The sequence below is a fragment of the Candidatus Pyrohabitans sp. genome (assembly GCF_054014795.1).
This window is the reverse complement of the sequence record NZ_JBPMGE010000088.1, coordinates 1-24,275: the sequence shown is the minus strand read 5'-3', so window position 1 is coordinate 24,275 and position 24,275 is coordinate 1. Positions and strand designations below refer to the sequence as shown.

Sequence of the window (24,275 nt, the reverse complement as noted above, 5' to 3'; positions counted from 1 at the left end):
TATATGGGTCATTTACATCCACCAGCTACATTAGCATGTAGTGGGTTGACAGTTATACATATTGTGAGCTACCATCGGACTCATTTTTAGAACAAACGTGTGCTCCACAAATAGTCAGAGTATGCTATTATACGATTTTAATAATAAAGGCATGCGGATGCCGGGATTCAGAACAAACCTCAGAAGGTTTGATCGTCATATTGCGGTATTGTCTCCGCCAATACCGCTATCATCACAGGTATATGCGGGTGCCGGGATTCGAACCCGGGTCACGAGCTTGGGGGGCTCGGGTCCTACCACTAGACTACACCCGCTGGTAATTATTTATACCAACCTGTGATAAATAGTGATAACATGAAAAAAATAGAAAAAGTTGGGCTCATAGTGAAGCGCACCCCGGAGGCACGAAGCGCTGCTCTGGAGATCACAGGCTATTTGCAAGAGCAGGGCATAGACGTGATCTACGACTCCGAGTGCGCCCGCGATATTGGAGCAGAGGGATGTGAAATCGCAACTATGAAGGTGGACATCTACCTGGTGCTGGGCGGCGATGGCATGATCCTCAAAGCCGTCGCCAGGGGTGCCGGGAAAAGTGCACCCATACTGGGCTTCAACTTCGGCACCATGGGCTTCCTCACCGAGGCCAAGCCGCAGGAGTGGCGCGCCTCGCTGGAGAGGCTGCTGGCTGGTGAGTACTTTATAGAGGAGAGGAGCAAGCTGGATGTGCTCGTTGACGGCAAAAAGGTGGGAGAAGCGCTCAACGAGGCAGTCGTAGCTTCAGCTACACCCGTTAGAATGCTACACCTCCACATATACATCGATGGGGAGAACATCGAAGACCTGCGTGCTGATGGCGTCATCGTGGCCACGCCCACCGGCTCCACTGCCTACTCCATGTCCGCCGGTGGGCCCATCCTGGACCCGCGCACAAAGGCACTGCTGGTCACTGCAATCTGCCCCTTCCGCTTCTCGGCGCGCAGCTTTGTTGTGCCGGAGCATCTATCTATACAGGTCAAGCTAATCGATGCAAAAGAGAAGGCGCTCCTCGTGCTGGACGGACAGGGAGAGCTGAGAATAGAGCCTGAACAGGAAGTAATCCTGAGAAAGTCGCACAGTGTTGTAAAGCTTGTCAAGTTCAGGCGGGACTTCTACGAAAGGATAAGGGAGAGGTTATGACCCTTATTCTTGATTCAAGTGCCTTCTTCGCCGGCCTGGAGCCTCTGGCGCTGCAGAGCAAAGCCTACACCGTGCCGGAGGTGATAGCCGAGCTGAAGGAAGAGTACCGCCAGCTCAAGGCGAAGCTTGCGCAGGAGAGCGGCCTGCTGGAAGTGCGTTCACCGCGAGAGGAGTTTTTTAAGCAGGCGAAGCAGGCTGCGGAGAAGACAGGAGATATAGCAAAACTTTCGCAGGCTGACCTGGCGGTGCTCGCCCTCGCCATTGAGCTGGCCTCGCAGGAAGAAGAGGTCACCATAGTTACAGACGACTACGCTGTGCAGAATGTTGCGACGCTGCTCAAACTTGGCTTCTCACCGGTGATGGAGCAAGGGATAAGGCGGCGCTTCCGCTGGTACAAGCGCTGCCCTGGCTGCGGGCGCAGGTACAGCGCGAGTTATGCAGGTGAAACCTGCGAGGTGTGCGGCTCCCGCTTAAAGGCAAAGGTGAAGAAGTAAGTGTATAAATATAAATATGAGGGGTGATGAATATTACCCATGCGCGACATCTCAGAGCTGATAAAGCGAGCGAGAGAACTTAAAGGGAGGGGTCTCACCACCGGCGAAATAGCAGATGAGCTCAATGTTAGCCGTGAGACTGCTCTCTGGCTGGTTACCCATACTGAGGAGGAACGCGCTGCGGCTCCGCGGGATATCTACATAGACTGGCGCAATGTGGGCTCCAACCCTGTGATTCTGCGCAATGTTGCCCTCGCTATGGCCGAGCTTATAAGGGAGATAATCGACGATAACTCCCTACCAGAGCCCGAGGTTATTGCGGGCATAGCTGTAAGCGGCGTCCCCCTGGCGACGATTATCGCCGAAGAGCTCAACGCACAGCTCTGTATCATTCGTCCCAAGAAGCACATGTGGGAACCCCAGTGCGAGGCCAAGCAGAGCGGATTTATCCTATCCAATTTCGCCAGTGTTGAGGGCAAGAAGGTGGTTATAGTGGACGACATAGCCACAACAGGAAGTACACTCAGAGATACTGCAACCTTCCTTGCAGAGAAGGGTGCAACCCCTCTAGCCGCGGTGGTTATGATCGACAAGAAAGGGCTAAGCAGGGTCAGAGGCAAACCTGTTAAGGCACTTGTGAGCGTGGGTATAGTCAGAGAGCTTTAACGTGCCCACTTCTCTACGGCCTTCGTAACAAGCTCCACCACGCGCTCTATGTCCTTTGTGCTTGCCACCTCCACCGGTGAGTGGATGTAGCGCGTTGGCACAGTCACGACGCCCGCAAGTATGCCCTCCTTTGTCAGATGAATCGTGGTGGCGTCTGTTGTTCCGCCTTCGCCAACCTCAAGCTGGTAGGGTATCTTTTCCTCTTCCGCGGTGGAGATTAAAAGTTCCTTCACATCCGGGTGGGTTATTAGCCCGCGCCCCTTTGCGTCCACGAGGGTTATCGCAGGCCCCGCGTTGAGCTTTGTTGCACTCTCCTCCTCGCGAACGCCCGGATAGTCGCCCGTTGTGGTGACGTCCAGCACAATCGCGAGGTCAGGGTATATCCTGTAGGCAGCGGTGCGTGCACCCTTCAGTCCAACCTCCTCCTGCACCGTCGCCACAGCGTAAACCTCTGCGTCCACACAGAGGCGGCGCATAACTTCGACCATGGCATAGCAGCCTATGCGGTTGTCAAACGCCTTGCCTGTGACGAGGGAGCCTCCCAGGCGGGAAAAGCTCCTGTCAAAGGTTATGTAGTCACCCACTCTAACTCCCTGCTTTTTAACCTCATCCCCATCGCCCGCGCCCACATCTATGAACATGTCCTCAGCCTTGATAACCTTCTTGCGCTCCTTTTCCTTCATCAGATGCGGGGGCTTGGAACCTATCACCCCGAGGAGCTCACCCTTTCGGGTGTGCACCACCACGCGCTGATTTAAGAGCGTCTGGTCAAAAAAGCCGCCAAGTGTTGTGAAGCGTATGAAACCCTTCTTGTCTATGTGCTTCACCACCAGACCAATCTCATCCATGTGCGCGTCCAGCATCACCCTGCGCTTACCTTCGCCCTTCCTGGCTATGAGGTTGCCAAGCTTGTCCACATATACCTCATCACAAACCTTTGCCAGCTCTTCGCGAAGAAGCTGGCGCACCTTCTCCTCGTTGCCGGGTACGCCATGCGCCTCGCTGAGCTTTTTGAGTAACTTCATTGCCTCGCCTCCAGGTTACTAATTAGTTTTTATCAATTAAAACTTTTTGAGAGTACCCCTCTATATATCCACGAGTTTAAGATTTGATCTGGAAGCTGCTGAACCTATTTTCTGTAGACTCTCTTCCTGTGACCAATCGCCACGATAAAAACAACTTTTTCTTTTTCCTTAACTCTGTAAATGATCCTGTATTTTCCCATCCTCACCCGACTATAACCGTGCAGAGCGTACTTCAAAGGCTTACCTACGGAGGGGTCTTCTGAGAGAAGGAGGATTTTATCAAATATTTGCTTTCTAATATTTTTATCAAGCTTCTTCAAATAAGACAGGACTTTCCTGTCAATTTCAATTTTGTACATCTACAATCCCAGTTCCCTCTCCAGGTCCTCAGGCTTTAGGATCAACGTTTTTTTATCTTTTGAATTTTCCTCAGAAATTCTTATTTGTTCCATCAACTCTTCGTCAGAGAGAATCTCCATCTCTTCCTTGAAGTCCTCAATCACCTTCATAAGGTCTTCAGAAAACTTGACCAAATGCTTTGCAGACATCTCTCTTTCTCCAGCAGTAAGGCTCATATAATCTAACTTGAGGTCTAACATTTATATAGATTTGTAAGAGCGATTGATTTTGATTAACTTAGCTCTAAATTGAATGTAAGTTAAGATTTGCAATTGATGCTGTTGCTTGTGATGGCTCTGTAGAATGTCTTGGTTTAGCAACAGATAACAAAGGTACAGGAAGGGTGCTTTCTCAGAAATCATCTTTTTCATCAAAATCTTCTCAGGAGGGGAGCCCTTTTATTTGTTCGAGCACCACAGATCTCACCTTTTTAAAGATTTTTTGTGGCTGCGGTTACTCAGAAGTCGAAAATGGCTTTATCCCCTTTTAGCCAGATATTCCCTAACTCTGCGCATCCCCTCTATAATATTTTCCTCGGCTGTGGCAAAGGAGAAGCGCAGATAGCCCTCGCCAGCGCTGCCGAAGGCTGTGCCCGGGGTAACCACCACCTTTGCATGCTTCAGCAGCCTCATCGCTAACTCCTGCGAAGAGCCGTGGGCAGAGAAGTTCGGAAAGGCATAAAAGGCGCCCCTTGGCGATAGACAGGTGACGCCTGGAAGCTCTTCAATCTCCTTCATTATCAGGTCCCGCCTCTGCTTAAAGCGCTCCACCATCTCGCGCACGTGCTCTTCACCCCGCCTCAGGGCTGCCAGGGCTGCGAGCTGAGATAGAGAGACCACGCTTGCCTGGATGTACTGGTGAATCTTGAGCATCTCCTCTATTGCTTCGCTGGGGGCGTGCACATAACCCAGCCGCAGGCCCGTCATGGCATAGCTCTTTGAGAAGCCGTTGACAGTTATCGTATCGCGGTAGTAGCGCGCAAAGCTGTGATGCTCGCCCTCATAGATTATCTTCTCATAAACCTCATCGCTGAGCAGCGCTAAACCTTCACTCTCAGCAAGCCTGGCAATCTCCCTCACTGTCCGCCGGGAGAAAACAGCACCCGTGGGGTTGCTGGGGGAGTTGACTATTATAAGCTTTGTTCGATTGCTTAGCTTACCCTCAAGCTCCTCCACGCGGGGTTCGAAGGCGGTGCTCTCGCCTACCACATATTCCACTGGCACGCCTCCGGCGAGTCTGACGAGAGGTGAGTAGGACACAAAGCCGGGGCTGGGCATCAGCACCTCATCTCCTGGTTCAACCAGGGCAAGAATCGCTAAATGAAGAGCCTCACTTGCACCCGAGGTAACAATTATATCCTCGTCGCTCGCCTCTATACCATTCTCTTCGCGAAGCTTCACGGCTATGGCGCTGCGAAGCTCCTCAATGCCCTTGTTTGGCGTATAATGGGTGAAGTCCTCGGCAAGGCCAGAGATAATAGCCTTCTTTGATTCATCTGGAATTCCAAAGTCAGGCTCCCCCAGAGCGAGGTTTATAACATCCGCCGCCTTTGCAAGCTCAAACATCCTGCGTATTCCAGAGATATCCACATAGCTCAGACGCTTAGCAAACTTCATTTAAACCACAACGCTTACTCAACGGCAGGGCAAAAAAATTTATGGGTAAAGGGAAGAGGTTTAACCATGCTCATCGGAATAATCTCCGATTCCCACGACAATCTGCCTGCCCTTGAGGCGGCTGTAAAGCTTCTCAACCGGGAGGGTGTGGAGCATGTGCTCCACGCCGGCGATATGGTGGCTCCCTTTGCTGCGGTGAAGCTGGCGAAGCTTGAGGCAAAGCTAACCTGCGTCTATGGCAACAACGACGGCGAGAGGGCGCTTCTATCAAAGCGCATTGCTGATATGAAGGCAAGCATCGCAGACTTTGCGGAGCTTGTGCTGGATAACCGCAAAATTGCGCTGTACCACGGCACAATTGCCCAGCTTGCCGAAGCCCTCGTTGCAAGCGGGCACTATGACCTGGTGGTGACTGGACACACCCACAAAAGCGATGTTCGTCGGCTGGGGGGCTGCGTTGCGGTTAATCCTGGTGAACTCTGCGGATACCTCACCGGCAGGCGCACCCTCTGCATTGTGGATTTAAAAACCCTCAAAGCTGAAATAGAGGAGGTATAGCTTTGCCAGGCAGAACATTTTTGAGGCATCTCGCGCTGTTCTCAGGCGCCTTTTTGCTGGTCCACGGCCTCCGTCTTTTATCACTGCATCCTGAAGTTCCAGGCGCTGCACTCTTCGCCATGGGGATAACTGGCGTTTTCAGCGGCCTCCACTTCAGGTTTGCTGAGGATAACAGCCTCAGCCATGTGTTCGCTGCCTATGTGGCTGCAGTGATAGTTGCTGCGGTTGTGGTATTTTTTATCAGCGGCTTACCTCCCCTGCGGGTGTGAGTCGTTAGATTTATAAGCAGATACTCATAAAAAGCTGAAGGGGTGGCCATGGTAGAGACACAGTCTAAAAAGGTGTTGCTCAGCTTGATTTCCATAGCCGTGGGCATGCTCCTTTTCTACCAGGCTTACATTGAGCAGGATGAGGCGCTGTTGCTGGTCTACTGGGCTGTGGGCCTTGCTGCAATTGGCGCTGGACTGGTGCTCCTGCTTTACAGACCGGCACAGCAAAAGAAGACTGAACCTCCTCCGGAAGTGAGGATACCTGAGGAGTGTCCCTCCTGCGGCGCCTCTCTTGCCACCGCCGGCAAGTTCTGCGGCTCCTGCGGTGCACCGCTTACTGTACAGGAGGTGGAGGGGCAGTGATTCTGTATCCTGTGTACAGGCTGTACGAGTGGCTGCTGGAGAGGCAGGTGCAAACAAAGCCCATGCCACAGCACATCGCTGTCATAATGGATGGAAACCGCCGCCTTGCCAGGAGACTGGGCTCTCCACCATGGATTGGCCACCGCCTGGGAGCGCAGAAGCTGGAGGATTTTCTGGAGTGGTGTGTACAGCTTGGAATACGCACAGTCACAACCTATGCCTTCTCAACTGAGAATTTCTCCCGCCCAAAGGAGGAGGTGGAAAGGCTCTTCGACCTCTTTGAGGAGTACTTTTACAAGGTGGCAGAGGATGAGCGCATCCACCGCAACCGCATCAGGATTAGAGCGATAGGCAAGGTTGAGCAATTTCCAGAGCGTGTTCGCAAGGCCATAGCCCATGCAGAGGAAAAGACAAAGCAGTACGACAATCTTGTCCTCAATGTCGCCCTAGCCTACGGCGGACGGCAGGAGATAGTGGATGCTTTCAAAAAGATGGCAGAAAAGATAGAGCGCAGGGAGATGAGCAGCGAGGATATAAGCGAGGCCACAATTGCCAGTCACCTCTACACCAACGGCATACCCGACCCTGACTTAATAATCAGAACCTCCGGAGAGGAGCGCATCTCAGGCTTTCTGCTGTGGCAGAGCGCCTATGCTGAACTCTACTTCTGCGAGAGCTACTGGCCGGGCTTCCGCAAGATAGACTTCCTGCGCGCCCTGCGCACCTATCAGCAGAGGCAGCGCAGGTTTGGCAGGTAAGTTCTTTCTCTTAATTCTTTTATTCGTTATTGAACAGGAAGAAAAGTAAGGGTGACTGGAATGGAAGTTGCTGTCAGTGAAGAAAAACTGTTTAACATAGTTAAAAGGGCGGTAAATGAAGTAATAACGGTTGAAATGGCAAAATTAAGGCTCCAACTCATTCCATATGTTGACGATGCAGAGATGAGAGAAATAGAAGAGATTTTTGGCTCCCCAGAAAAGTATAAAGACGAGGAGTTTGAAGAGCTTGAGCTATGAGTTCAAGGTAAAAATAAGAAAAGGCTGTAGAAAATTTTTGGAAAAATTAAGTTTAAAGGACAGAGAACGGGTTCTTTCTAAGATTAGGGATTTTGTGGGGTGGCTACTGGGCGAAAATGTGAATGTCGATGTGAAAAAGTTAAAAGGCAGATGGAAGGGTTTTTACAGGATAAGAACTGGTAGAATAAGGATTCTACTAAAAGTTCATCCGGAAGAGAGACTAATTGAGATCTATGATATAGATTATAGAGGAAGTGTTTACAAGTAGGGCGATGATGTGGGGCGGGACGTGGTGATCCTTGTTGCACACTCTGCCTATGGGGGTATTAGCGGGAGAGATAGAGTACAACTGGGGGGTAAATCTCAGCCTAATTTTTTAAATTTTCAACGGGTCATTTTTATTAGAAATTAGAGGTGGTAACGTTGTCAGTTTTCATAGAGGTTCTCGCCAAGATGTTGAGGCACCTTGATGAAGATGCTCTTGAGGAGCTCTTTGACATGGTGATGGTCGAATATGATACTTCACCTCTAAGTGAGGAAGAAAAAAGATTGGTCTCAGAAGCAGAGAAGGCTTACAATGAGGGCGATGTGGTTGTCAAGTCCTTAGAGGAAATTTAATGGAATGGAAGGTTATTTTTACGAAAGACTCTTATAAACAGTACCAGAGATTGGAAAAAGGTTATAAAAAAGCTGTTAAGTGGCAGATATTGAAAGTGATTGAGCAGAAAAGCGCCGACATAAGACCTGTGAAGGGACACAAGAACATCTATAGAATCAGACTTGGGAAATACAGAGCAATTTTGAGTATCAATTTTAACAAAAAGGAAATTTACATTATGAACATCAAAAAAGAAGCGGTGTTTATAAAAAATTTTGATTTTTGGGCTACCTTTCCGCTCTGGTGGTGTGGTGTACCTCACTGGCAACACCAACGCCACGAGGGGCATAGAATTTCTATTGTTGTGAAAAGTTTTTTCTATTTGCCTGAAAAAGTGGACTTCTGTTCAGATAAAATTTATATATCAGGAATCATATTAAGGGGATTTATATTCAGGTAGTATATTCAGGTAGTAGTGAGGCATCCTGATGGGATTTGGATCTAAAAAGTCTCCTCTTTTGCCGGTTGCAGGCGTTGTATAAGTTCTCACCGAACCGCAACGGGTATCTGAGCAGGCTTTTTTTCCTTTTGCCCGTTGCTACCGGTATATAAAAAGAGGAGGCGAGGAAAGTTGACAGGAAGGTGTGTTAATGCCTATGTTTATATTGGCTTTATTCTGGGAATCCTGATACTTATAGGAAGTGCAGGTGCCGCAACGAATGTAAGCGCCTGCACCACTATCTCCGCGCCCGGGGTCTACGAGCTGCAGAACGACATCATAGACTCTGCATCGACGTGCATAAACATCGCCGCGAGCGATGTTATTTTTGACGGCCAGGGCTACACCATCGACGGAACAGATACCGGGGGCACCTACGGCGTTTATGTCTATAATTCATCCACAGCCCTTACCAACGTCACAGTTAAGAACCTGGTTGTAACGGACTGGTTCTATGGCATTTATTATGCAGGTGTCCAGAACGGGAGCATCGAGAACAACAACGCGAGCTCCAACTTCAACGCTGGAATCTACCTCTACTTTAACAGCAACTACAACACCCTCATCAACAACACCGCATCGAACAGTGGGACTGGAATCTACCTCTACTTTAACAGCAACTACAACACCCTCATCAACAACACCGCATCGAACAACCAGGATGGAATCGGCCTCTCCTCTTCCAGCAACAGCAACACCCTCATCAACAACACCGTGAACTCCAACACCAACAGGGGAATCATCCTCTCCTCTTCCAACAGCACCACCCTCATCAACAACACCGTGAGCTTGAACGCAGGGGTTGGAATCGACCTCACCTCTTCCAGCGGCAACACTATTTACAACAACTTCTTCAACAACACCGGTAACGCCGGCATCGGTGGCGATATTTACAGCAACGCCTGGAACACCACCAAGCAAGCTGGCGCGAACATCATCGGCGGCCCGAACCTTGGCGGGAACTTCTGGGCAAAGCCTGACGGCACCGGGTACAGCGAGACCTGCAACGACGGAAACGATGACGGGATATGCGACTCACCCAACACCCTGGCCGCGGGTAACGTGGACTACCTCCCGCTGACCTCAATCCGCGGGATCCACAGGTGCGGTGTCATCGTCTCACCCGGCGTCTACAGGCTCGCCGCAAACATCATAGACAGCTCTGCTACAGAAGGGTGCATCGAGATAAACTCCAGTGATGTCGTCCTCGACGGGAAGGGTTATACTCTAAAGCGATTGGAGCCGTCGACTACCCAATACGGCGTTTATGTTTCCGGTCAAACAAATGTCACAGTTAAAAACCTCACCGTAACTGGCTGGTCCAGTAGTGGGATAGGATATGTTAACTCTGACAACGGGACCATAGCAAACAACAACGCATCGAACAACCTCGTCAATGGAATCTTCCTCGACTTTTCCAGCAGCAACACCCTCACAGACAACACCGCAAACTCCAATAACCAGAATGGAATCTACCTCTACAATTCCAGCAACTATAACAACCTCATAAACAACACCGCATCGAACAACCTCTATGGAATCTCCCTCGACTTTCTCAGCAACTATAACACCCTCGTCAATAACACTGTGAACTCCAACAACAATGGAATCTATCTTTCTTCCCTTTCCAGCAGCAACACCGTAGCAAACAACACCGCAAGCTCGAACACCCAAAATGGAATCTCCCTCTCCTCTTCCGGCAGCAACAACCTCACAGGCAACACCATGAAGAACAATCAATGGGACTTCTACTCCACCTCGTCCCCCTCCAACACGATTATCGGCAGCCTCTTCACAGATACGAGGGTGAGCTTCACCTACAGCGGCAACATACAGGTTAACTCCTCCTCATCCCCCGCCTCTGACCCCTCGGGATACAGCAATATAGGGAAGTACCTGAACATCGTCAACACCAGCGATGCCTGGGTCTATTTGAACATCAGTTATACAGACGCAGAGGCCGCAGGGGTGGTTGAGAGCTCGCTTAGAATGTGGGAGTACGGCACCTCCTGGGCTCAGGTCAGCGGCACCAACGGCGTTAACGAGGCTGAGAACTACGTGTATGCCTACCTGACGAGCTTCAGCGTCTTCGCCCCCATGGGTGTTCCTTTTATCACTGGATGCACCACCATATCAACCCCAGGGGTTTACCTCCTCAACACGAACCTCCTCAATCAAGGCAGCACCTGCATCAACATCACCGCGAGCGATGTTATTTTTGACGGCCAGGGCTACACCATCGACGGAACAGATACCTGGGGCACCTACGGCGTGTATGTTTATAATTCATCCGCAACCCTTACCAACGTGACTGTTAAAAACCTGAATGTTACGGACTGGAGCAGTGGCATTTATTACCAGAACGCCCAGAACGGAAGCATCGAAAACAACAACGCGTCCAGCAACACCAATGGAATCTACCTCTACTCTTCCAGCAGCAACACCCTCACAGACAACAACGCCTGGAACAACACCCAGATTGGAATCTGGCTCGGCGATTCCAGCAACGGCAACACTCTAACAAACAACAACGCATCCTACAACAACGATGGAATCTACATCGAACCTTCCAGCAACACCCTCACAGACAACAACGCGAACAACAACGGCAGGTATGGAATCTGGCTCACCACTTCCAACAGCAACACTCTAACAGGCAACAACGCATCATCGAACAGCCAGTATGGAATCTACCTCCAATCTTCAAACAGCAACAGCCTCACAGACAACACCGCGAACTCCAACACCATGAGAGGAATCTACCTCTTCTCTTCCAGCAGCAACAACCTCACCAACAACACCGCATCATCGAACAGCAACACTGGAATCTACCTCTCCTCTGCCAGCAGCAACAACCTCACCAACAACACCGCATCCAGCAACAACTATGGAATCTACCTCTGGTCTTCCAATAACACCATCATCACGAACAACACCGCATCCGGCAACGTCTATGAGGGAATCCGCCTCGCCTCTTCCAGTAGCAATAACACACTCAAGAGTAACACCGCATCCGGCAACACCCGGTATGGAATCTGGCTCGACTCTTCCAGCAATAACACCATCACAAACAACAACGCATCCAGCAACAGCCAGAATGGAATCTACCTCTCCTCTTCCAATAACAACACACTCACGAACAACACCGCGAACTCCAACAACTATGGAATCTACCTCAGGTCTTCCAATAACACCATCATCACGAACAACAACGCATCCAGCAACTACTATGGAATCCGCCTCTACTCCTCCAGCAACAATAACACCCTCACGGGCAACACCATGAGGAGCAACCAGTGGGACTTCGTCTCCCTCTCGTCCTCCTCCAACACGATTATCACAAACCTCTTCACAGATACGAGGGCGAGCTTCACCTACAGCGGCAACATACAGGTTAACTCCTCCTCCTCGCCTGCCAGTGATCCCGCGGGTTACAGCAATATAGGGAAGTACCTGAACATCACCAACACCAGCGCGGCTGCCTGGGTTTATTTGAACGTGAGCTATACGGATGCAGAGGCCGCGGGTGTGGTTGAGAGCACGCTGCGGATGTGGGAGTACAACGGCACTGACTGGAGCACTGTGAGCGGTAGCGGTGTTAACACCACCCGGAACTACGTGTACGCCAATCTGTCGAGCTTCAGTGTCTTCGCACCCATGGCTGACACCCCACCCTCCATAACCATAGTCTCACCCTCTAACACCACCTATTCCTCCACCTCGATTGCTTTGAACGTCTCGGCTGACGAGGTGATCTCGGCCTGGCTGTACAGCCTGAACGGCGGGTCTAACACCAGCTTCACCCCTAACACCACCATCACCGCAGCCGAGGGGGCCAACACCCTCGTGGTCTACGCCAACGACACCATAGGCAACTGGAACTCAACGACGGTTTACTTCACCGTAGACACCACTCCGCCGGGCATGACCTTTGTTGCACCAACACCAGCGAATGGCTCAGTGGTCACCGTTGATTACATCTATATCAACATAACTTCTTCTGAAGATCTGAACACCGCTCTACTTGATTGGAACGGCACTAACTATACGATGAGCGGCTCTGGCAGGAACTGGTATCTGAACAGGACAGGTCTTGCCAATGGGGCATACACTTACAGAGTCTGGGCGAATGACAGTGCTGGTAACATGAATGCAAGTGAGAGTAGAATTGTGACTGTGAACGTACCTCCGGCTCCTCCTGACACCACCCCACCAGTAATCTCCGGACTAAAAGTAAGCAGGCACCCCCTGGTAAACAGCACCACCTCCAACACCACCGTCATCTCATGGAGCGCAAGCGATGCCGGCGGCATTCACCAGCAGTGGGTGGCAGTCAGGCACAGAAACGGCACCCTCTACAACCTCAGCTATATCTCCAGCCCATTTACTCTTTGGGTAAGCCAGTACGGCACCTACAACGTAACCCTCTACGCCAACGACACTGCCGGCAACCTCGCCAGCAGCTCAGTACCCCTCTACGTCGAATATTATGTTTCGGCTAAAAACACATCCCTAACCGCCAGCCAGACTCTCGCGGTAGTAAACGACAGCGAAATAAAAGTCACCGCCACCGCAGGCATTAACGGTGGAAGCCTCTCCCTTGATGCAAGACTTCTCGACACCAACGGTACCTTCGGCATAGCCTCAATCGCCAGCGATACCTCCACAGCTGCCAGCATAACCGAAGGTCTGAGATATGTAGAAATAACCAACACCACACCAATTGAAAACATCACCAGATTCAGAATCGAGCTACCCTACACCGCCAGCGAAAAAAGCGGCAGGGCACTATACCTGATGTACTGGAACGGTTCCAGGTGGTACAGGTTGGCGGACTATGCGGGCAAAAGCATACCAGACGCCAGTGGTGGCCTGTACGTCTATTCCGCAGGCGACACAGGTAGCGCTGTGTACGCAGAGGTCAACCATACCAGTATCTTCGGTATGGGCGGAAGTGCCGCCGCCTCCACTGCAGCATCAGTGATATCGTATGCGGGCAGAGAATATACCCCTGAGGCTGTGCTTCTTGCCAACAGCATTGACCTAACCCTTGCTCAGGAGCTTATAGCTCATCTGAAAGCAAGAGGCATAAATGTGCACACCGTTGGTGCTGCTAATTTCAGTGAATACTCAAAGAAGCAGTACCTCATAATCCTGGGCGGTCCCGAAGCCTACGAGGGTATTGGCGGGATTGTGGCAGGCATTCTTACCAGGGAGGAGAAGACAGAAATACTCGGTGGGAGTGCCTACATAAAGAAGCCCTCTGTTTTCCGCTCCGGCGGTGTGATGTACATCTTCGCAGGTAAGGATAGAAATGCAACCAGAGAGGCCTGGATGAAAGGATATGAAGAGATAGCAAAGGAGATAGAGTACAATTGGGGGTAGGGGGTCTACTCCTCCTTCTCCTCCCTTCTCCCCCTCTCTGCAATCTCCCTCATGTCCTCGAAGATCTCCCTGGAAAGCTCGTCGAAGTCGGAGATACGCCTGCGCAGCAGCTTGAACCTCTCAAATACCCGCGAAAAGCGCTCACTCACCTCCCCGCGGTTGCGCAGCATCCTGCCCAGCTGGTACAGGTAGCGTATCCGCTCAGAGCGGCGAATGCCAGAGTAGAGCACAGTAACCTCAAGGCTGCGCTTCTCATTGACAGGCAAATCGCCGCCTCTAACCTCACCCTCAAGCTGCTTCTCAATCCACAGGCGTGAGGGTATGCTCCCCAGGAAGTCCAGGTAGCGCCTCGGCCCGGAGACCACCACCAGGGCACGCTTCGCCGCTGCGAGGTCGAAGCCCACCACCGTAGCCTTAGAAGCCTTCTTGGTAAGGTGCACCACCAGCTCCGGCTTATCTAGGGATTCCTCCCCGCCACCAAAGATAGAACTGGAGCTCTTCACCTCCCTTCCCGCAACACCTATGCTCGAGACTCCGGAGAGGGTATTTATAACATCCGTAGCGCCCAGCACATTGCTCCCGAGCTCCTCTGGCGCGCGGTACTCACCCACCTCAAACAGGTTGTTGAAGTACCTGAAGATTTTCTCGTTAATAACATTGAGCTGCCCCTGAATGCGGAGCCCATCGCTCAGCGCCTCGTTATCAACCGGGAAAACCGCATCACTCTTCGCCACGATGGGTTTGAAGCTCTCTGAAAAGTTTACAAGCGCGCGGGCGACATCCTGTTCGCTTGGCAGGATACCCATATAGTACACTGGCTCTGTGTAGCTCTTCTTGAGCTCGTCGATGAGCATGTCCACGCCGCCGCCGGTGCCACCGCCGAAGGCAGAAATCACCAGGAGGCAGTCGAAGTTGTCCTTTATCCTGTCGATAAGCTCAACAACACTGTACTTCTCCTCGTCCAGAATCTGTCTCCCAATCTCAATGTTATAGTTGGCGCCATTGCCATCAAGCAAGCGCTCGCCGAGGAGGAGCTTGTGCCTGTGCGGGAGTGCAGCAAGGGTGAGGGCATCGCTGTCCAGGAGCACACCCCTGTAGGGCACCCTACCCTGAGACTCTTTCAAAAACACACTTGCAACCTTGCATCCAGCCCTGCCGACACCTACAATCAGCGGCTTCAATTGCTTCTCTCCCTACCTAGCCCAGCTCTTCTCTTTTCTGCTTAATAAAGAACACAACCAGGGCAATTACAACTATACCCGCTATAACAAGGAGATACTTCTTGAGACTGGACTTCTTCTCCAGAGATTTGCTCTTCTCATTGGCCTCCCTTATTATGTCATCAAGCAGTGTTATGGAGCCCTCGGCATTCTGCTTTGCCAGGTCGACATTTCCCCTCTCATGCAGCTTCTTGGCGGTCTCCAGGCTATCCTTTGCAGTCTCCAGTCGCTTCTTCAGGCTTGCCACATCCACACCACGCGCCTCGAGTTTGCTCACAAGCTCCTCAGCCTCGCTCAGCTTAACCTCTGCCCTGCTTATCTCGCTTAGGGTTGCGGTAATAAGCTCTGTGGTAACATCCAGGTAAGCGGGCAACTTCCCGGGTAATACCTCCTCCTGATAACCCTTATTTTCCTCATCATAGAAAACATAGGTGGAGACCTTGAGAACCTGTATACGTGTGAGTTTGCTAACAGCCGGGGCATTGCCCACAATCTTTATCGAGACGGTTTTAAGTCCCTTGGGCAGTGCCAGCTCGATGTTGTTGCCGTAGTAGGTTTTGACCTCCCCATTCAGTTTAAGCGTGACAGTGGGGTTGTCCAGACCAATGCTCAGATTTAACCTTGCCTCCTGAGGCTCGGGCCCCAGCTTCTTAAGCACCACATCCACGGCAACGGGATCGCCGATTCTTGCAACACCACTTGGTGAAACCTTAGCATCCTCTACCGCAAGGTAGTCGGCAGATATCTCCGCAGCCAGGGCAATGCCAACGGCAACCATCAGGACAAACACAACGGGCAGGGTTCTCATACACCTTTCCTCCTCATAAGGGACTTATATCTTCAAGAAGGTCCTCCAGCTCAGGAGAAAGCTTCTTCTCCTCTTTCTCCTCCTTGACCTCATAGCTCTTTATTATGCTGTCTACACCTGTAATTATCATCCCGATATTTAAATGTTTAGACCCAGTGATATCCTGAGATGAGAAGCTCACCTCCGCCTCAAACTTGTTTTTGACCCACTCCACAGCAAAGCTCTCGCCGTATACATTGCGGGTATCTCCATTTATCAACAGCAGTATTTTCTCAGGTTTCACCACATCCAGGTTTATGTAGATGTGGTCTCGCAGCATTCTGCTTATTATGTCCTTTGCCGATATGTGCTCCGCCTTTATCCGCATAAAGCCAATTGTTGCCTTTTTGCCAGCCACCTCTCTGGTTATAAGTCTCGCATCTGCTATCCCCATGAAGTTGGTTATCGTTGCGGTTATTGCCGCGTGGCTTCTGCTCAGGTCTTCACCCCGCGAGGTAAGTACATTGTTGTCCAGAAAGAGTGCACCGTCAACACTGCTCACAACCTCATTGAAGTATCTGCCCACATTTTTTATGTAGTGCAGTCCTTCACCGCGGGAGGGCAGCAGGAAGATTCCCACCACGGGTACGCTGTAGTACTTCTTAAGTCGCTCTGCAATAACCGGCGCACCTCCTGTACCTGTGCCTCCTCCCAGGCCGGCGATTACAAAGAATGCCTCTGGTTTATCTGTGTTCGCCTTCCTGACGGCATTCATCGCAAGCTCTATCTCCTCCTCCATTATCTTCCGTCCGAGCTCAACATCAGCACCCGTACCGTGGCCCTTTGCTCTGCTCCTCCCGATGAGCACACGATTTTCCACGGGCAGATGTTTAAGGGCAGAGATTGCCTCTGAGGTATCGATGCCGACGCACCTCAGCTCCTTATGTTTAGACGGAGCTAGGAGGCTGAAAAGGCTTGAAAGGGGGTCCTTTTTGTAGAAGGCATCAACTATCTTGCAGCCTGCTCCGCCTACACCAACTAGAGAGAACATCCACCCACCTTACAGGCTCTCAATGTCCCCGAGAAGGTAGTCCAGATCCTTTTCTTTCTGAGGCTCTCCTTCCGCGAGTACCTTCTTCTGAATCTGCCTCGCACGCTCAAGCATCCTTTTCACTCTCGGAGCCTTGGTTATGCCTGCAAGAAGCACAACGCAGCCGACGTGGTTCTCCTTTGGAAGAGGATAGTCTCCGCCTCTTACTTCGGTCCCTGCTATGGTACTCTCAAGCCACTCTCTAGCCTTTTCTATACCCTTGCGGTCAAGCTGGTCAGGTGGTCCAGCGATCACAATAAGAGCCTTGCTTGCAGAGCGGTAGTCGCAGGGCAGGAGTAGTCTGCCTTTGACGGCGCGCTTTGTAACAGAGAGGATGCGCGAAGCTTTTCCTATCTCATATTCCCTCTTCTTGAAGAATTTGGTGAGGAAACCTTCCCTCTTAACCGCCTCAGAAGCATAGCCTATGCTGCATATGCCGCCCGCCTTAAGGGTGTTTATAATCTCACTCGCATCAACCACCATCTCGCCAACGTGTTTTCGATTCTTCACCTCTCCAGCGCGGCACAATATACCAAGACGCTTGACCACCTCGTCGTTTATCCTGTCGTACGCCTGGCGCACACTCTCACCGCTGCGCAGGAAGGCGCCGTTGTCCACGAGTATTGTGGCATCTGCATGGGGAATCAGGGCTTTGAGGCTGCGCGCTGCATTCAGGGTATATATGTCGCCCTCATTCTCTGCGGGCAGGATTCCTATCGCATAAACAGGCTCATCGTACACCTCCTTAAGGTGTCTGGTTACAACGCTTATGCTCCCGCTTCCTGTGCCTCCCCCCAGGCCAGCGACCACAAAGAAGGCATCGAAGGCGCTTACGTTGAGCTTTGATATGCGATTGAGCACTATCTCCACTTCATCCTCAGCAATTCTTGCCGCCTTCTTGTTATCCGCACCAACACCGTGCCCCTTGACAGCTGTTTCACCCAGAAGTATACGGTCCTCCTGGGGTATATACTGGAGACCCATGAGATCAGAAACGGCCGTATTTACGGCTATGGCTTCAAACGTGTGGGATACGTGGCTCTTTCTATCTCTCATTATGAATAAATCTGCAATTTTACCTCCTGCCTGTCCTAATCCAATTACCATCACTCTCATTTGCTCTGCCTCCAGCTCTTCCGTTTAGAGTGTACTTTTTCCACTTATATATATCTTACCTACGATGGTAATATTATGGCAAGAATCCTAGCGATAGCTTCCTGCCATTAACACATGCTATTTTAATCTGACTTCGCGCAGCGCTGAATAGACCGCACCTTTCGGCGTGAGGGTGCTCTTCATCAGCTTCACCTCACTGGCGAGAACCTGGCCGAGTTCATCGTCTGCATGCCTGGCAATAAAGCGGGCAACCTCCCGCCTTGCATGCATCATCTTAACCCTCGCCAGGGTGATGTGGGGCACAAAAGCGCGTTTTTCGGGCGGAAATCCCAGCCTGAGCAGCTCTTTCTCAAGCTTGAGCTGAAGTTCCACAAGCTCTGCACTGCCCTCGCTTACCCCGGCCCATACCACGCGTGCCCTTCTCGCGCTGGGGAAGGCGCCCACGCCCTTGATTGAGAAATTAAAGCTGGTGGAGCTGGCGAAGGCGCGCTTCATGGCGGAGTGCACCTCTTCAACGCGCGCCTCCGGAATTTCCCCCAGAAACTTCAGGGTTATGTGCAGGGCTTCGGGTGCCACCGGCTTTACGCCATTAATGCGGGAGAGCTCTTCGAGCAGCGGAGGAAGTGCGTCTGTGTGTGCATCCACGGCGATGAAGGTGCGCATACCTTTTTCTTTCCGCGAGCCTTTATCTTATTTGCGCAGGTAGTGTGCGGCTGCCCTTACACTTTTCCGGCGCTCTCGGCAAAGTTACATTACAGCAGGGGATAAGCAAGACTTAAGTGATGGAGTGGCTTAAGCAGACGGAGGAGTTCAGCAGGCGAGCGGAGGACAGACTTCTCAGGGGAGAGTACTACGAACTGGAAAAGGAGGAAGCAGCGCAGAAATATTTGCCCTCCCACATAGCGGTGCGCCTGCTGGAGATACCCGGAATCTACCGCGTGGCGGAGCGCTATATGCCGGATACAGGGCTGAGATACTTCATGGATGGGGTGCAGCGCACTGTGCTGTGGCGCTACTACGACTACCAATCTGTAAAAGTGCCACTCTTTCTGCACCTCTCGGGGGCTGTGGTGCTGGAGCGGATTAGGCCAGGTGTTTTCGTGCCTGTTGAGCAGGACTACAGAAGCGCTATACTGGTGCCCGAGTTTATCTACGAGGAATTCGCTGACCTGGAAGGCGTGATTTCCACCGGCGATGCGGAGCCCTGGGATATCGCTGAAGTAGCCTCTCTAGCCAGGTTCAGGTCAAAGGCACTTCGTCAGGCACTTGAGCTGGAGGTTATGCACCGCTTTCTTGAGCGCGGAGAGGAGCATCTGCTCGTGAAGGACGGCAACATCATAGACACGGGCAGGCGAGGCGTGGTGGGCGTGGTGAAGACCCATGCCACGCTCTACCTCCAGGATGCAAACCCCCCATTGCAGCGCCTCGTGTGGAACATGCCCCTTTACCATCGGAGTGCCGTCTTTTCACTGCGCCTCTCCGACGGCTCCCGGGTGGAGAGCTTTTACCTCAGAATACACGAACCCCTTGCCCCCGAGATGGGGCTGATACGTGTGGAACACCGCCTTGAAGACTGTGATAAGCTTGCCTCCTGGCTCATAGCTGAGAGCAGGGTTTATTCGCGTGGCGAGCGCTGGCACAACATGCTATACCCGATACAGCGCTGCGAAGCCTACCTGCGCACACAGCTTCCGGGTTCAAAGAAGCTCAAGGCACTGCTGGGGGTCATGACATGAGCACCCTTGGCTATGCCATAGGCACCCGCTCCTCACCAAATACCGCTAACGAGTTCTACTTCTGGATACCCCCCGAGGAGGCGAGCCTGCAGATAGGCTCAATAGTGAAGGTGGAGAGCCCTGAGAACCGCGTTATGGGCGTGGTGGAGGAGATGAAGAGCTACCTGGATGTGGACGACTTCCTCACCCATGCCTTACCCAGAGGCAACGACCCCCTTCTCACCCCAGCAAACAGGGAGCAGAGCATAATTGTGTGCAAAGCCAGGGTGCTGCTGCAGCAGGTGGAGCGCCCGATTAAGGAAGGCATTGTGCGCTACCCGACACGGGAGGAGCTGGAAGAGGTCTTCAATGTCGAAGGCTGCAATCTTCCCTTCGGGGTATTTGTTAACACCGACACAACCATGCTGGCGGTTAAGGTGCATGAGGAGTACGTGCTGGGCTACGAGGGGGCACATGTGAACATCTCAGGCATGAGCGGCCTGGCAACGAAAACCTCCACCTTCCTCTTCCTCCTCGCATCAATCTTCACCCACGCAGATAGCAGAGTTGCATGCGTAATCTTCAACAACAAGAGTGATGATTTGCTGTACATAGATGAGGCTTCAACAGAGCTGACCCAGGAGGACCTGCTCATATATGGGGAGTGTGGCATCTCACCCCGAGGCTTCAATGCCCGCTTTTTCGCTCCGAGCAACTTCTACGGCAGACCCCATTCATTGAGGCAGAGCGCGGAGGTGTTCAGATGGGGGTGGGAGGAGATAGTGGAGTACATCCCCTCGCTGCTAAAGGCTGCAACGCAGGACCAGAAGGAAAAGCTGGACAATGCCTTCTATGAGCTCAGGCGAATGACCGCTGAACAGGGCATTGACAGCCTGACTGAACTCCTCGAGTTCATGCGCAGGGAGCTTCTTCGCGAAGATAAGGGCTGGGCTGAGCTGGTACGCGGCACCTACAAGGCAACGTGGGGAAAGCTGTACAACCAGCTCCGCGGGCTGGAGACAAAGTACGACGGGCTGATAACCGGCTATGCAGATGAGGTTGTGGACATACCCTTCGACAGCATAGCAGACCGCGAGGTCTGGGTGATAGACATCCAGCAGCTTGGCTTCTATCCGCGCAAGCTTATTTTTGAGCGTATTATAGACGAGTTTCTCTCCCGTCTTGAGCGCCGCTCCCTTAAGGTGGACAAGCTGATAATCTTCATGGACGAGCTGAACAAGTATGCCCCTAGTAATGCAAGCGCAGAGGTGGCGTCGCTTAAGGAGAAACTCGTCGATATCGCCGCCCGCGGCAGAAGTGTTGGAATCTCACTATTCGGCGCTGAGCAGTTCAAGTCGAAGATAGACCAGAACATCCTGGGCAACATATCCACTGATATATACGGCAAGACAAAAGATGCTGAACTGGCGGAGCCGCTGTACAAGAACCTGCGTGACGAGGTGAAGGGAAGGATACGAAGATTTTCCCGTGGTGAGAAGCTCCTCGACCATGAGCTTTTTGAGACGCCCGTGTTTATACGCGTCCCCCGCCCGCCGTGTATGCTTGGCAGCGAACGCGCGAGGCTCAGGGCGATGCAGAAGAACATTGCCTAGCTGTACTCGTAGATGTCCTCTCCCTCCGGGGCAAAGCTGAGCATACTGCCTGCGATTGCGTTGAGTGCCTCCCTCAGCTCCTTAATCTCCATAAGCAGCTGCATCTGCAGAAGAAGCGATGCATAGCTCAGGTCCCGCTTCCCTGTGATTCGCTCCACCTGACTGAGAAGCTTCTCCAGCTCCTCGCCTGCGCTCTGAATATCTGTCATCTCCATGCCTCCGGCTAAGTTTAAATAGCGCGCTTTTTAAACCTTACCATGCCATGGTGAACCTGTCCCGCTTTGCTGAGATTCAGCACAGGCTTAGCCGGCGAATAACCCTTAGCGACACCTCTGGTGAAGTGGAGCGCATCGTCGGCGTGGATGCGGCCTACACCGGCGATGAGTGCTTCGCCGGCGCTGTGGTGGTGGAGCTTTCCACCCTTCGCACCATAGAGGAAAAGACGGCTATGCAGAGGGTGCATGTGCCCTACATCCCGGGCTTCTTTGCCTTCCGTGAGATGGGGGCGGTGATTAAAGCTCTGCGGAGGCTGCGCTCCAGCTATGATTTGCTCATGGTTGAGGGACACGGCATCGCCCACCCGACTGGGTGTGGGTTCGCATCCCACCTGGGAGTGCTCCTGCACAGGCGGAGTATAGGCGTGGCAAAGCGCCTGCTCTGCGGGCGCATTAGAGGCACACCCACACCTGGAAAGCCTGCTGAGATAGTGCTTAACGACAGGGTGGTGGGGTACGCTTTGCTCAGCGCTGGAAAGGTGATATACCTCAGCCCGGGCAATATGGTCAGCTTGAGCACAGCTCTTGAGGTTGTTAAAAAAACCACTCGCAGATACGCACTTCCAGAGCCTCTGCGAAGGGCGCACGTGCTGGCGGAGCGCGCGAGGCGTGGTTACTAATTTTCTGTTGTTACTTTAGCGGGTACCTCAGAATTGATTAGCAACCAAAGATTGAGTAGATATTATGGAAGTCGCTGCCTTAATAGCACTGGCAAAGGCGGGGGCATATCGCGGGTATGCCTTCATCTCCTCTGCCCAGCTTGCATCTCTGCTGGGCGTGTCCCAGCAGACGGCTTCGCGCAGGCTCAAACTTCTTGAAGACGCAGGCTATATAACCCGTGAGGTCCTGCCTCGAGGGCAGCGCGTGAAACTCACAGCGCAGGGAAAGCGCACTATAGGCGAGCTTTACGCTGAGCTTCGCACCATCCTGGGCGATTCCGGCAAGGCGGCGCTTACACTTTGCGGAGAGGTAACCTCAGGCCTGGGCGAGGGAAGCTACTACATGTCCCTGCCCGGCTATGTGAGGCAGTTCGAGAGAAAGCTGGGCTTCACCCCCTACCCGGGAACGCTGAATCTTGCGCTTAAGACCCAGGAGGATATACGCACAAGGCAGGAGCTGGTGAATATGGGGGGTATGGCGGTTAAGGGCTTTACCCACGGCGGAAGAAGACTGGGCGATGTGACCTGCTTCAATGCCGAGATTGAAGGGCAGCACGCCGCTGTGGTGCTTCCCATGAGAACCCACCACAGCCTGGCGACAATAGAGGTCATAGCTCCTGTGAACCTGAGGCAGACGCTGGGGCTTGAGGATGGCGACATGGTTGCAGTAAAGGTATTTGTGTAGGTGATTGTATGGGCGTTAGGCAGGCGATGGCAGCACTGAAGCGCGGGGAGATGGTGCTCATCTTCGATGGAGAGGGCAGAGAAGAAGAAACCGACCTGGTGGCGGCGGCACAGTTTGTAACTCCAGAGCACATTCGCACAATGCGCAAGCACGGCGGCGGGCTGATATGCACCGCTCTGCACCCCGCCATAGCCAGGGAGCTTGGCCTGCCTTTCCTCAGCGACGTGCTGAGCAGTGCCGCTGCAAACTTTCCTGTGCTAAATGCGCTTGAGGCCAACGACATACCCTACGACGAGCGCTCCTCCTTCTCCATAACAATAAACCACAGGCGGACATTTACTGGTATCACCGATGCCGACAGGGCGCTTACCATCCGCGAGCTTGCACGCCTTGCTTCGCTTAACGGCGAGAAGCGCTCGCTCTTCGGCAGGAACTTCCGCTCTCCGGGTCATGTTATACTCCTGCGCGCCTCCGATGGCCTGGTGCGCTCAAGGCGGGGGCACACTGAGCTTAGCGTGGCTCTGACTGAGATGGCCGGCTTAATACCAATAGCGACGATATGCGAGATGATGGGCGACGACGGCCTTGCGCTTAGCAGGCGCGAGGCAAAGCGCTATGCCGAGAGGCACGGTCTGGTGTTCTTAGAAGGCGAGGAGATAATGCACGCTTACAAATAAAATGGGATATGCGTTCCGGAAGGCATTCTCAAATTTTTAGTCTGCTGCGGAGGAGCAGCGGGGCAGCGAGGATGAGCATCACCGCAGTTGGTCCGCATACGGGCTTCTCTGGCTGAGGTTCTCTATGCTCTGTGAGATTTTCTTTCGCCTCAGCAGGTTCCTCTTTTAGCCTGCTGCCTCCCTTTCCAATTACGGACTTCAGCAACTCTGTGGTGAGGCTGGTCACCGCATTACTATCGTCGTACCTCACCAGCGCACCCGAGAATCTTGGATTTGCAAGCGTTCCAATCAGCCAGTACTCGCCATTCCACGCAATTGCGCCCGGAGCAGTGGGGGTGGGCATCCTCAGATGGGCAAAGTTTCTTCCGTCGTAT

The 24,275-nt window shown here is 52.4% G+C and carries 28 protein-coding genes and 1 tRNA gene; 17 read left to right on the top strand and 12 right to left on the bottom strand.

Features of this window, described 5'->3' with window-relative positions; all coding sequences use genetic code 11:
- Positions 1-243: 243 nt before the first annotated feature.
- Positions 244-314: transfer RNA gene (locus ACXJJW_RS09425), tRNA-Gly, on the bottom strand.
- A gap of 40 nt (positions 315-354) precedes the next feature.
- Between ACXJJW_RS09425 and ACXJJW_RS09420 the strand changes: the two genes are divergently transcribed.
- From ACXJJW_RS09420 to ACXJJW_RS09410, 3 genes are read left to right on the top strand one after another with little or no spacing between them, the layout of a single operon-like run.
- Positions 355-1,176 carry an NAD(+)/NADH kinase gene (locus ACXJJW_RS09420; protein WP_456475492.1) on the top strand — a complete coding sequence of 274 codons (822 nt, stop codon included), beginning with the start codon at positions 355-357 and terminating at the stop codon, positions 1,174-1,176.
- Positions 1,173-1,670, top strand: a complete 498-nt coding sequence (locus ACXJJW_RS09415; RefSeq protein ID WP_456475491.1) for an NOB1 family endonuclease — start codon at positions 1,173-1,175, stop codon at positions 1,668-1,670. The genes ACXJJW_RS09420 and ACXJJW_RS09415 overlap by 4 nt, the downstream gene beginning before the upstream one ends.
- Positions 1,671-1,709: 39 nt before the next feature.
- On the top strand, positions 1,710-2,336 hold the full coding sequence (locus ACXJJW_RS09410) for an orotate phosphoribosyltransferase-like protein (RefSeq protein WP_456475490.1): 627 nt from the start codon (positions 1,710-1,712) through the stop codon (positions 2,334-2,336).
- Here the strand turns inward: ACXJJW_RS09410 and ACXJJW_RS09405 are convergent.
- The 4 genes from ACXJJW_RS09405 to ACXJJW_RS09390 all read right to left on the bottom strand — a co-directional run bounded on the left by ACXJJW_RS09405 (position 2,333) and on the right by ACXJJW_RS09390 (position 5,376).
- Positions 2,333-3,361, bottom strand: a complete 1,029-nt coding sequence (locus ACXJJW_RS09405) for a M42 family metallopeptidase (RefSeq protein ID WP_456475489.1) — start codon at positions 3,359-3,361, stop codon at positions 2,333-2,335. The two genes, ACXJJW_RS09410 and ACXJJW_RS09405, sit on opposite strands and share 4 nt — an antisense overlap.
- 104 nt (positions 3,362-3,465) lie before the next feature.
- Positions 3,466-3,720: a type II toxin-antitoxin system RelE family toxin gene (locus tag ACXJJW_RS09400; RefSeq protein ID WP_456475488.1), complete on the bottom strand. Its 255-nt coding sequence runs from the start codon at positions 3,718-3,720 to the stop codon at positions 3,466-3,468.
- Entirely contained in the window at positions 3,721-3,960 is a 240-nt protein-coding gene (locus ACXJJW_RS09395; RefSeq protein ID WP_456475487.1) for a hypothetical protein, read from the bottom strand.
- 276 nt (positions 3,961-4,236) lie between these two features.
- Entirely contained in the window at positions 4,237-5,376 is a 1,140-nt protein-coding gene (locus ACXJJW_RS09390; protein WP_456475486.1) for a pyridoxal phosphate-dependent aminotransferase, read from the bottom strand.
- Between the two features lie 66 nt (positions 5,377-5,442).
- Between ACXJJW_RS09390 and ACXJJW_RS09385 the strand changes: the two genes are divergently transcribed.
- The 9 genes from ACXJJW_RS09385 to ACXJJW_RS09345 all read left to right on the top strand — a co-directional run bounded on the left by ACXJJW_RS09385 (position 5,443) and on the right by ACXJJW_RS09345 (position 14,064).
- Positions 5,443-5,934 carry a metallophosphoesterase gene (locus tag ACXJJW_RS09385; protein WP_456475485.1) on the top strand — a complete coding sequence of 164 codons (492 nt, stop codon included), beginning with the start codon at positions 5,443-5,445 and terminating at the stop codon, positions 5,932-5,934.
- Positions 5,935-5,936: 2 nt separating this feature from the next.
- Positions 5,937-6,203: a hypothetical protein gene (locus ACXJJW_RS09380; RefSeq protein ID WP_456475484.1), complete on the top strand. Its 267-nt coding sequence runs from the start codon at positions 5,937-5,939 to the stop codon at positions 6,201-6,203.
- Positions 6,204-6,251: 48 nt separating this feature from the next.
- On the top strand, positions 6,252-6,566 hold the full coding sequence (locus ACXJJW_RS09375; protein WP_456475483.1) for a hypothetical protein: 315 nt from the start codon (positions 6,252-6,254) through the stop codon (positions 6,564-6,566).
- Entirely contained in the window at positions 6,563-7,324 is a 762-nt protein-coding gene (gene uppS, locus ACXJJW_RS09370; protein WP_456475482.1) for a polyprenyl diphosphate synthase, read from the top strand. The genes ACXJJW_RS09375 and uppS overlap by 4 nt, the downstream gene beginning before the upstream one ends.
- Before the next feature lie 60 nt (positions 7,325-7,384).
- Positions 7,385-7,582: a hypothetical protein gene (locus ACXJJW_RS09365; RefSeq protein ID WP_456475481.1), complete on the top strand. Its 198-nt coding sequence runs from the start codon at positions 7,385-7,387 to the stop codon at positions 7,580-7,582.
- Positions 7,572-7,850 carry a type II toxin-antitoxin system RelE family toxin gene (locus ACXJJW_RS09360; protein ID WP_456475480.1) on the top strand — a complete coding sequence of 93 codons (279 nt, stop codon included), beginning with the start codon at positions 7,572-7,574 and terminating at the stop codon, positions 7,848-7,850. The genes ACXJJW_RS09365 and ACXJJW_RS09360 overlap by 11 nt, the downstream gene beginning before the upstream one ends.
- A 155-nt stretch (positions 7,851-8,005) precedes the next feature.
- The gene (locus tag ACXJJW_RS09355; RefSeq protein ID WP_456475479.1) at positions 8,006-8,200 is read left to right on the top strand and encodes a hypothetical protein; all 195 of its coding nucleotides are present in this window, start codon (positions 8,006-8,008) and stop codon (positions 8,198-8,200) included.
- Positions 8,200-8,640: a type II toxin-antitoxin system RelE family toxin gene (locus ACXJJW_RS09350; protein WP_456475478.1), complete on the top strand. Its 441-nt coding sequence runs from the start codon at positions 8,200-8,202 to the stop codon at positions 8,638-8,640. The genes ACXJJW_RS09355 and ACXJJW_RS09350 overlap by 1 nt, the downstream gene beginning before the upstream one ends.
- A gap of 171 nt (positions 8,641-8,811) precedes the next feature.
- The gene (locus ACXJJW_RS09345) at positions 8,812-14,064 is read left to right on the top strand and encodes a NosD domain-containing protein (protein WP_456475477.1); all 5,253 of its coding nucleotides are present in this window, start codon (positions 8,812-8,814) and stop codon (positions 14,062-14,064) included.
- A gap of 5 nt (positions 14,065-14,069) precedes the next feature.
- Here ACXJJW_RS09345 and ACXJJW_RS09340 read toward each other — a convergent pair whose 3' ends face one another.
- From ACXJJW_RS09340 to thpR, 5 genes are all read right to left on the bottom strand, one after another.
- Positions 14,070-15,245 carry an FtsZ/tubulin family protein gene (locus ACXJJW_RS09340; RefSeq protein ID WP_456475476.1) on the bottom strand — a complete coding sequence of 392 codons (1,176 nt, stop codon included), beginning with the start codon at positions 15,243-15,245 and terminating at the stop codon, positions 14,070-14,072.
- Between the two features lie 16 nt (positions 15,246-15,261).
- The gene (locus ACXJJW_RS09335) at positions 15,262-16,092 is read right to left on the bottom strand and encodes a hypothetical protein (RefSeq protein WP_456475475.1); all 831 of its coding nucleotides are present in this window, start codon (positions 16,090-16,092) and stop codon (positions 15,262-15,264) included.
- 13 nt (positions 16,093-16,105) lie between these two features.
- Positions 16,106-17,122, bottom strand: coding sequence for an FtsZ/tubulin family protein (locus tag ACXJJW_RS09330; protein WP_456475474.1), 1,017 nt, complete (start codon positions 17,120-17,122; stop codon positions 16,106-16,108).
- Between the two features lie 9 nt (positions 17,123-17,131).
- Positions 17,132-18,268 (bottom strand): tubulin/FtsZ family protein, encoded by a 1,137-nt coding sequence (locus tag ACXJJW_RS09325; protein WP_456475500.1) that lies wholly within the window; start codon positions 18,266-18,268, stop codon positions 17,132-17,134.
- A gap of 126 nt (positions 18,269-18,394) precedes the next feature.
- Positions 18,395-18,940, bottom strand: coding sequence for an RNA 2',3'-cyclic phosphodiesterase (gene thpR / locus ACXJJW_RS09320; protein ID WP_456475473.1), 546 nt, complete (start codon positions 18,938-18,940; stop codon positions 18,395-18,397).
- 119 nt (positions 18,941-19,059) lie between these two features.
- On the opposite strand from thpR, the gene ACXJJW_RS09315 reads away from it, so the two are divergent.
- Both ACXJJW_RS09315 and ACXJJW_RS09310 read left to right on the top strand, forming a co-directional pair.
- A complete protein-coding gene (locus ACXJJW_RS09315; RefSeq protein WP_456475472.1) occupies positions 19,060-20,013 on the top strand; it encodes a hypothetical protein in 954 nt (317 codons plus the stop codon).
- Positions 20,010-21,605 (top strand): ATP-binding protein, encoded by a 1,596-nt coding sequence (locus ACXJJW_RS09310; protein ID WP_456475471.1) that lies wholly within the window; start codon positions 20,010-20,012, stop codon positions 21,603-21,605. Before ACXJJW_RS09315 ends, ACXJJW_RS09310 begins: the two co-directional genes overlap by 4 nt.
- Here the strand turns inward: ACXJJW_RS09310 and ACXJJW_RS09305 are convergent.
- Positions 21,602-21,820, bottom strand: coding sequence for a hypothetical protein (locus tag ACXJJW_RS09305; RefSeq protein ID WP_456475470.1), 219 nt, complete (start codon positions 21,818-21,820; stop codon positions 21,602-21,604). The genes ACXJJW_RS09310 and ACXJJW_RS09305 overlap by 4 nt on opposite strands.
- A 47-nt stretch (positions 21,821-21,867) precedes the next feature.
- On the opposite strand from ACXJJW_RS09305, the gene ACXJJW_RS09300 reads away from it, so the two are divergent.
- The 3 genes from ACXJJW_RS09300 (at position 21,868) to ribB (ending at position 23,901) form a co-directional block, all read left to right on the top strand.
- Positions 21,868-22,500 carry an endonuclease V gene (locus tag ACXJJW_RS09300; protein WP_456475469.1) on the top strand — a complete coding sequence of 211 codons (633 nt, stop codon included), beginning with the start codon at positions 21,868-21,870 and terminating at the stop codon, positions 22,498-22,500.
- A gap of 64 nt (positions 22,501-22,564) precedes the next feature.
- On the top strand, positions 22,565-23,224 hold the full coding sequence (locus ACXJJW_RS09295; RefSeq protein ID WP_456475468.1) for a DUF120 domain-containing protein: 660 nt from the start codon (positions 22,565-22,567) through the stop codon (positions 23,222-23,224).
- Between the two features lie 8 nt (positions 23,225-23,232).
- Positions 23,233-23,901, top strand: a complete 669-nt coding sequence (ribB, locus tag ACXJJW_RS09290; protein ID WP_456475467.1) for a 3,4-dihydroxy-2-butanone-4-phosphate synthase — start codon at positions 23,233-23,235, stop codon at positions 23,899-23,901.
- A 28-nt stretch (positions 23,902-23,929) separates the two neighbouring features.
- Here the strand turns inward: ribB and ACXJJW_RS09285 are convergent.
- Positions 23,930-24,275, bottom strand: a 346-nt coding sequence (locus ACXJJW_RS09285; protein WP_456475466.1) for a hypothetical protein, incomplete at its 5' end; no start/stop codon positions are given.